The organism is bacterium (genome assembly GCA_030654305.1).
GTDB lineage: Bacteria > Krumholzibacteriota > Krumholzibacteriia > LZORAL124-64-63 > LZORAL124-64-63 > PNOJ01.
The window spans coordinates 1-5,917 of the sequence record JAURXS010000170.1 but is presented as its reverse complement, the minus strand read 5'-3'; the positions used below and the strand labels follow the sequence as shown (position 1 = coordinate 5,917).

The window sequence follows — 5,917 nt, the reverse complement described above, 5'->3', positions numbered from 1 at the left end:
CGGGGCTCCGCGCCGCCGGCGCGGCACCGTCCTGGCTGGACGGTCGGCTTTCCCCACACCCGATCGGAAGGAGAACGCATGTGGCCTTGGGAGACGGAGAACGGGCGCGCGTGGCTGTTGCTGAACGTGGCGCTGCTGCTGCTGCTCGCCGGCGTCCGGGTGGGCGACGCCCGCGGCGCGGTCCTGCTGTCGGAGGTGCTGCCCGACCCCGCCGGCGACTGGAACGGCGACGGCGCGCTCAGCAGCCGTGACGACGAGTGGGTCGAGATCGTCAACACCGGCCCGGTGTCCGTGGACCTCGCGGACTACTGGCTGTGCGACGCGCTGGGGGAGGAGGCGCAGCTGCGCCTGTCGGGCGGGCTGGCGCCCGGCGAGACCGCGCTGTTCACCGGCGCCGCGGCCGTGGCCTGGCAGCAGGCCAACGGCATCACCGTGACGGGCCTGAGCCTGAACAACGGCGGCGACCAGCTCGAGCTCTACCGGGGCGATCCGCTGCAGCCGGGCGCGACGCTGGTCGACGCGCTGATCTACCCGGCCCACGTCGGGGTCGACGACCGCTCGCTGGCCCTGATGCTGCCCGAGGGCGAGTGGGTCCTGTGCGACGCGCTGTCGCCCTACGGCGGCGACCTCGAGCCGGCCGGCACCGGCTGCCCCCCGACGCCCGGCGCGTGGAACGTCTGCGAGGGGCTGGTGCCCGCGGAGAACCGCAGCTGGGGCGAGGTCAAGGCCGAGTACCGGTAGCGCACGCCGTCGGGCCCTTCAGGCGGGCGGGTCCCATTGTCGGGAGGGCGGGTCCCATTGTCGGGCGGGCGGGTCCCCTGCCGGGGGCCCGCCCGTCGGCGCATCTGTAAGCCATTCTTGAAACTGTGCAGCGATTTCGCTTTCCCCGCCCTGCCTCGTTCTGTATCCTGTCCCTCCGGTGTCGAACGGTCCGACGGCGCGCACGCGCCGAACGGACACGCCGGCGGGGACAAGCCCCACCTCCGGCAACATCCCAGAACCGAAGCGGCGGGCCCGACCGGCGCCCGCGCGGAGGCACGATGCTCCTCTCCGAGAACCAGAAGATGATCCGCGACATGACCCGCGATTTCGCCAAGTCGCGGATCGCGCCCATCGCCGCGCGCATCGACGAGACCGGGGAGTTCCCCGCCGCCACGATCAAGGAGCTCGGCGCGCTGGGCCTGCTGGGCTTGAAGGTGCCCGAGGCCGAGGGCGGTTTCCAGGTGGACACGACCAGCTACGCGCTGGTCGTGGAGGAGCTCAGCCGGGTCTGCGGCAGCCACGGCCTGACCGTCGCCGCCCACAACAGCCTGGGCTGCTGGCCGATCCACGCCTTCGGCACGCCCGAGCAGCAGCAGCGCTGGCTGCCCGGCGCCTGCCGTGGCGACTACCTGCTGAGCTTCGGTCTGACCGAGCCCGGCGCGGGCAGCGACGCCGGCGGCACCGCGTCCACCGCCGTGCGCGACGGCGGCGACTGGGTGCTGAACGGGCGCAAGCAGTGGATCACCAACGCGCACCACGCCGGCGCGGTCATCGTCACCGCCAAGACCGACCCGGCCGCAAGCGGCAGCCGGGGCATCAGCGCCTTCATCGTCCCGACCGGGACCCCGGGGTTCACGGTCGAGAAGAAGGAAGACAAGCTGGGCATGCGGGCCTCCGACACCGCGCCCCTGACGCTCGAGGACGTGCGCGTGCCCGCCGACGCGCTGCTCGGCCAGCAGGGCGACGGGTTCAAGCAGTTCCTGGCGACGCTCGACGGCGGCCGCATCTCCATCGGCGCGCTGGCCCTGGGCCTGGCCGTCGGCGCCTTCGAGACCGCGCGCGACTACGCGAAGGGGCGCATCCAGTTCGGCCAGCCGATCGCCGCGCAGCAGGCCGTCCAGTTCCGGCTCGCCGACATGAGCCTGAAGATCGACGCCGCGCGCCTGCTGATCTACGAGGCCTGCCGTCGCAAGGACGCCGGCGAGCCCTACGCCGACATGGCGGCCAAGGGCAAGCTCTACGCCAGCGAGATCGCCATGGAGGTCACGTCCTCCGCGATCCAGCTGCTCGGGGGCTACGGCTTCTGCCGCGAGTACCCCGTCGAGCGCATGTACCGCGACGCCAAACTGTGCACGATCGGCGAGGGCACCAGCGAGATCCAGCGCCTGGTGATCGCCCGTAATTTGTTGGAAGAATAGCAACAGGAACGATGGCTTCCGGTGAAAGGCGAGGGGACGACATGAGCGAACGCGTCGTGATCTGCGGGGCCGTGCGCACACCGATCGGCCGCTTCCAGGGCGGCCTGGCCTCGGTCCCGGCCGGCCGGCTCGGCGCCGCGGCCATCGCGGGGCTGCTGGAGCGCACCGGGTTGGACCCGGGCGCCGTCGACGAGGTGGTCATGGGTTGCGTGGTGCAGGCGGGGCTGGGCCAGAACCCGGCCCGGCAGGCCGCGATCTGGGGCGGCCTGCCGACTTCGGTCAGCGCCATGACCCTGAACAAGGTCTGCGGCTCGGGCCTGCGGGCCGTGATGGCGGCGGCCCAGGCGATCAAGGCCGGCGACATCCGCTGCGCGATCGCCGGCGGCATGGAGAACATGTCGCAGATCCCGTTCGCCCTGTTCGGGGCCCGCGACGGCCTGCGCCTCGGCCATCAGCAGCTGACCGACCTGCTCGTGCACGACGGCTTGTGGGACGTCTACCACGACTACCACATGGGCATGACCGCCGAGCTGGTCGTCGACAAGTACGCGGTCTCCCGCGAGCGCCAGGACGCCTACGCCGCCGAGTCGCACCGCCGCGCCGCGGCGGCGATGGCCGCCGGCAAGTTCGCGGCCGAGATCGTGGCGGTGCCGGTGCCCCAGCGCAAGGGCGACCCCGTGCTCGTCGGCGCCGACGAGGGCCCGCGCGCCGACACCACCGTCGCCTCCCTGGCCAAGCTCAAGCCGGCCTTCAAGCGCGACGGCGGCACGGTGACCGCGGGCAACGCCTCGACGATCAACGACGGCGCGGCGGCGGTGCTGGTCTGCAGCGAGTCCTTCGCGCGGGAGAAGGGGTTGCCGCTGCTGGCGGTCATCGAAGCCTACGGCACCGGGGCGGTCGATCCCGAGTGGGTCATGATGGCGCCGGTCGGGGCGGTCCAGAGCGTGGCCCGCAAGGCCGGCCGCCCGGTCGCGGACTACGAACTCTTCGAGCTGAACGAGGCCTTCGCCGCGCAGGCCGTGGCGGTCGTCGACCAGCTGGGGCTGGACCCCGAGAGGGTCAACGTCCACGGCGGCGCGGTCGCCCTGGGCCATCCCATCGGCGCCTCGGGCGCCCGCTGCCTGGTGACGCTGCTGCACGCGATGCTCGACCGCGGCGCCGAGAGCGGCATGGTCTCCCTGTGCCTGGGTGGCGGCGACGCCGTGGCAATGTCCGTTGCAAAACCTTGATCATCAACGTGTTGTAGAATTCGACGGAGGAATGACATGAAGGTTGCGGTGATCGGCGGCGGGACGATGGGCAACGGGATCGTGCACGTCTTCGCCCAGCACGGGCACGACGTCACCCTGATCGACCTGGATCGGGGCGCCCTGGACCGGGCCCTGGCCACGATCGCGAAGAACCTCGACCGGCAGGTCAAGAAGGGCGCGCTGTCCGAGGCCGACAAGGACGCGACCCTGCGGCGCATCGCCGCCGCCACGGACCTGGCCGCCGCCGCCGGCGCCGACCTGGCGATCGAAGCCGTCTTCGAGAGCTACGAGGTGAAGCGGGCGATCTTCGTGAAGCTGGACGAGGTCCTGGGCCCCGAGGCGATTCTGGCCTCGAACACCTCCAGCATCAGCATCACGAAGCTCGCGGCCTGCACCGGCCGGCCCGAGCGCGTGATCGGCATGCACTTCATGAACCCCGTGCCGGTGATGAAGCTCGTGGAGGTCATCAGCGGCCAGGCGACCGCGCCCGACGTCCTGGCGCGGATCATGGCGGTCAGCGCCGATCTGGAGAAGACGCCGGTCGCGGTGCAGGACTACCCCGGCTTCGTCAGCAACCGCGTGCTGATGCCCATGATCAACGAGGCCGTGCAGTGCCTGATGGAGGGCGTCGCCGACCGCGAGGCCATCGACACGGTCATGAAGCTGGGCATGGCCCACCCGATGGGGCCGCTGCAGCTGGCCGACTTCATCGGCCTGGACGTCTGCCTGGACATCATGAACGTGCTTTATGACGGCTTCAAGGACGGCAAGTACCGTCCCAGCCCGCTGCTGGTGCGGATGGTCGCCGCCGGCCACCTCGGCCGCAAGACGGGCCGGGGCTTCTACGACTACCAGGCCTAGGGGAGGCGACGTGAACTTCGCACTGACCGAGCAGCAGCGGATGATCCAGCAGACGGCGCGGGACTTCGCGCTGAAGGAGCTGGCGCCGCACGCCGCGCGCTGGGACCGCGACGAGGAGTTCCCCGCCGCGCCGGTGAAGAAGCTGGGCGAGCTGGGCTTCCTCGGCATGAACGTGCCGGAGACGTACGGCGGGGCCGGCTTCGACATGGTCAGCTACGTGCTGGCGATGGAGGAGATCTCGGCGGCCTGCGCCTCGACCGGCGTGATCATGTCGGTGAACAATTCGCTGGTCTGCTGGCCGCTGGAGACCTACGGCACCGAAGTCCAGAAGCAGCGGTTCCTCGTGCCGCTGGCGCGGGGCGAGCTGCTGGGGGCCTACTGCCTGAGCGAGCCCAACGCCGGCACCGACGCCGCCAACCAGCAGACCACGGCCCGCCGCGACGGCGACCACTGGGTGCTGAACGGCATGAAGAACTTCATCACCAACGGCGCGCACGCCGACGTCCTGATCGTCTTCGCGCAGACCGACCCCGCGCTGAAGCACAAGGGCATCTTCGCCTTCATCGTCGAGACGAAGAGCGAGGGGTTCGCGGTGATCAGCAAGGAGAAGAAGCTGGGCATCCGGGCCTCGGACACCGCGCAGCTCGCCTTCGACGGCGTGCGCGTCCCGGCGGACCAGCAGCTCGGCCCCGACGGCGCCGGCTTCCGGGTCGCCATGTCCACGCTCGACGGCGGGCGCATCGGCATCGCCTCGCAGGCGCTGGGCATCGCCAAGGCCGCCCTGGAGGCGGCCGTGGCCTACGCCAAGGCGCGCGAGCAGTTCGGCCAGCCCATCGCGAAGTTCCAGGCCATCCAGTGGAAGATCGCCGACATGGCCACCCGCTACGAGGCGTCCCGCCTGCTGACCCTGCGCGCCGCGGCGCTCAAGGACGCGGGCGAACCCTACGGCGAACAGGCCGCCATGGCGAAGCTCTTCGCGTCGGAGTCGGCGAGCTACATCGCCGAGGAGGCGGTGCAGATCTTCGGCGGCAACGGCTACAGCAAGGAATTCCCGGTCGAGCGGCACTTCCGCGACGCCCGGATCACGTCGATCTACGAGGGCACCAGCGAGGCGCAGCGCATGGTCATCGCCGGGCACCGGTTGAGGTAGCGGCATGGACTTCACGCTCAACGAGCAGCAGACGATGTTCCGCGACATGGTCCGCGACTTCGCCGCCAAGGAGATCGCGCCCCTCGCCGCGCAGATGGACCGCGACGCCGACATGCCGGAGCCGCTGATCCAGAAGCTGCGCGACAACGGCTTCTTCGGCCTGACCTTCCCCGAGGCGCTCGGCGGGCTGGGCGTCGACACCACGACCTACGGGCTGGTGGTCGAGGAGCTCTCGGCGGTGTGCGCCGGCGTGGCCGTCATGATCTGCGTCCACAACAGCGTGGGCAGTTACCCCATCGCGATGTTCGGCAGCGACGAGCTGAAGGCGCGCGTGCTGCCGCGCATGGCCGCCGGCGAGATCGCGGCCTTCTGCGTGAGCGAGGCCGGCGCCGGTTCGGACGCCGCCGCCCTGACCACGGCCGCCGCCCGCGACGGCGACCACTACGTGCTGACGGGCAGCAAGATGTGGGTGACCA

At 71.0% G+C, this 5,917-nt stretch carries 6 protein-coding genes; all 6 read left to right on the top strand.

Annotated elements, in window-relative coordinates; translation table 11 throughout:
- Positions 1-78 precede the first annotated feature (78 nt).
- Positions 79-741: a lamin tail domain-containing protein gene (locus Q7W29_04600; GenBank protein MDO9171096.1), complete on the top strand. Its 663-nt coding sequence runs from the start codon at positions 79-81 to the stop codon at positions 739-741.
- Between the two features lie 299 nt (positions 742-1,040).
- On the top strand, positions 1,041-2,180 hold the full coding sequence (locus Q7W29_04595; GenBank protein MDO9171095.1) for an acyl-CoA dehydrogenase family protein: 1,140 nt from the start codon (positions 1,041-1,043) through the stop codon (positions 2,178-2,180).
- 41 nt (positions 2,181-2,221) lie between these two features.
- Positions 2,222-3,409 carry an acetyl-CoA C-acyltransferase gene (locus Q7W29_04590; protein ID MDO9171094.1) on the top strand — a complete coding sequence of 396 codons (1,188 nt, stop codon included), beginning with the start codon at positions 2,222-2,224 and terminating at the stop codon, positions 3,407-3,409.
- Positions 3,410-3,445: 36 nt separating this feature from the next.
- The gene (locus tag Q7W29_04585; GenBank protein ID MDO9171093.1) at positions 3,446-4,291 is read left to right on the top strand and encodes a 3-hydroxybutyryl-CoA dehydrogenase; all 846 of its coding nucleotides are present in this window, start codon (positions 3,446-3,448) and stop codon (positions 4,289-4,291) included.
- Positions 4,292-4,301: 10 nt separating this feature from the next.
- Entirely contained in the window at positions 4,302-5,441 is a 1,140-nt protein-coding gene (locus Q7W29_04580; protein MDO9171092.1) for an acyl-CoA dehydrogenase, read from the top strand.
- 4 nt (positions 5,442-5,445) lie between these two features.
- On the top strand, positions 5,446-5,917 hold a 472-nt coding region (locus Q7W29_04575), incomplete at its 3' end, for an acyl-CoA dehydrogenase family protein (GenBank protein ID MDO9171091.1).

What these genes read in the sequence shown, in the direction of transcription:
- Q7W29_04590 (MDO9171094.1), top strand. Translation starts at nt 2,222, where the DNA reads ATGAGCGAACGCGTCGTGATCTGCGGGGCCGTGCGCACACCGATCGGC.
- Q7W29_04585 (MDO9171093.1), top strand. Translation starts at nt 3,446, where the DNA reads ATGAAGGTTGCGGTGATCGGCGGCGGGACGATGGGCAACGGGATCGTG.
- Q7W29_04595 (MDO9171095.1), top strand. Translation starts at nt 1,041, where the DNA reads ATGCTCCTCTCCGAGAACCAGAAGATGATCCGCGACATGACCCGCGAT.
- Q7W29_04600 (MDO9171096.1), top strand. Translation starts at nt 79, where the DNA reads ATGTGGCCTTGGGAGACGGAGAACGGGCGCGCGTGGCTGTTGCTGAAC.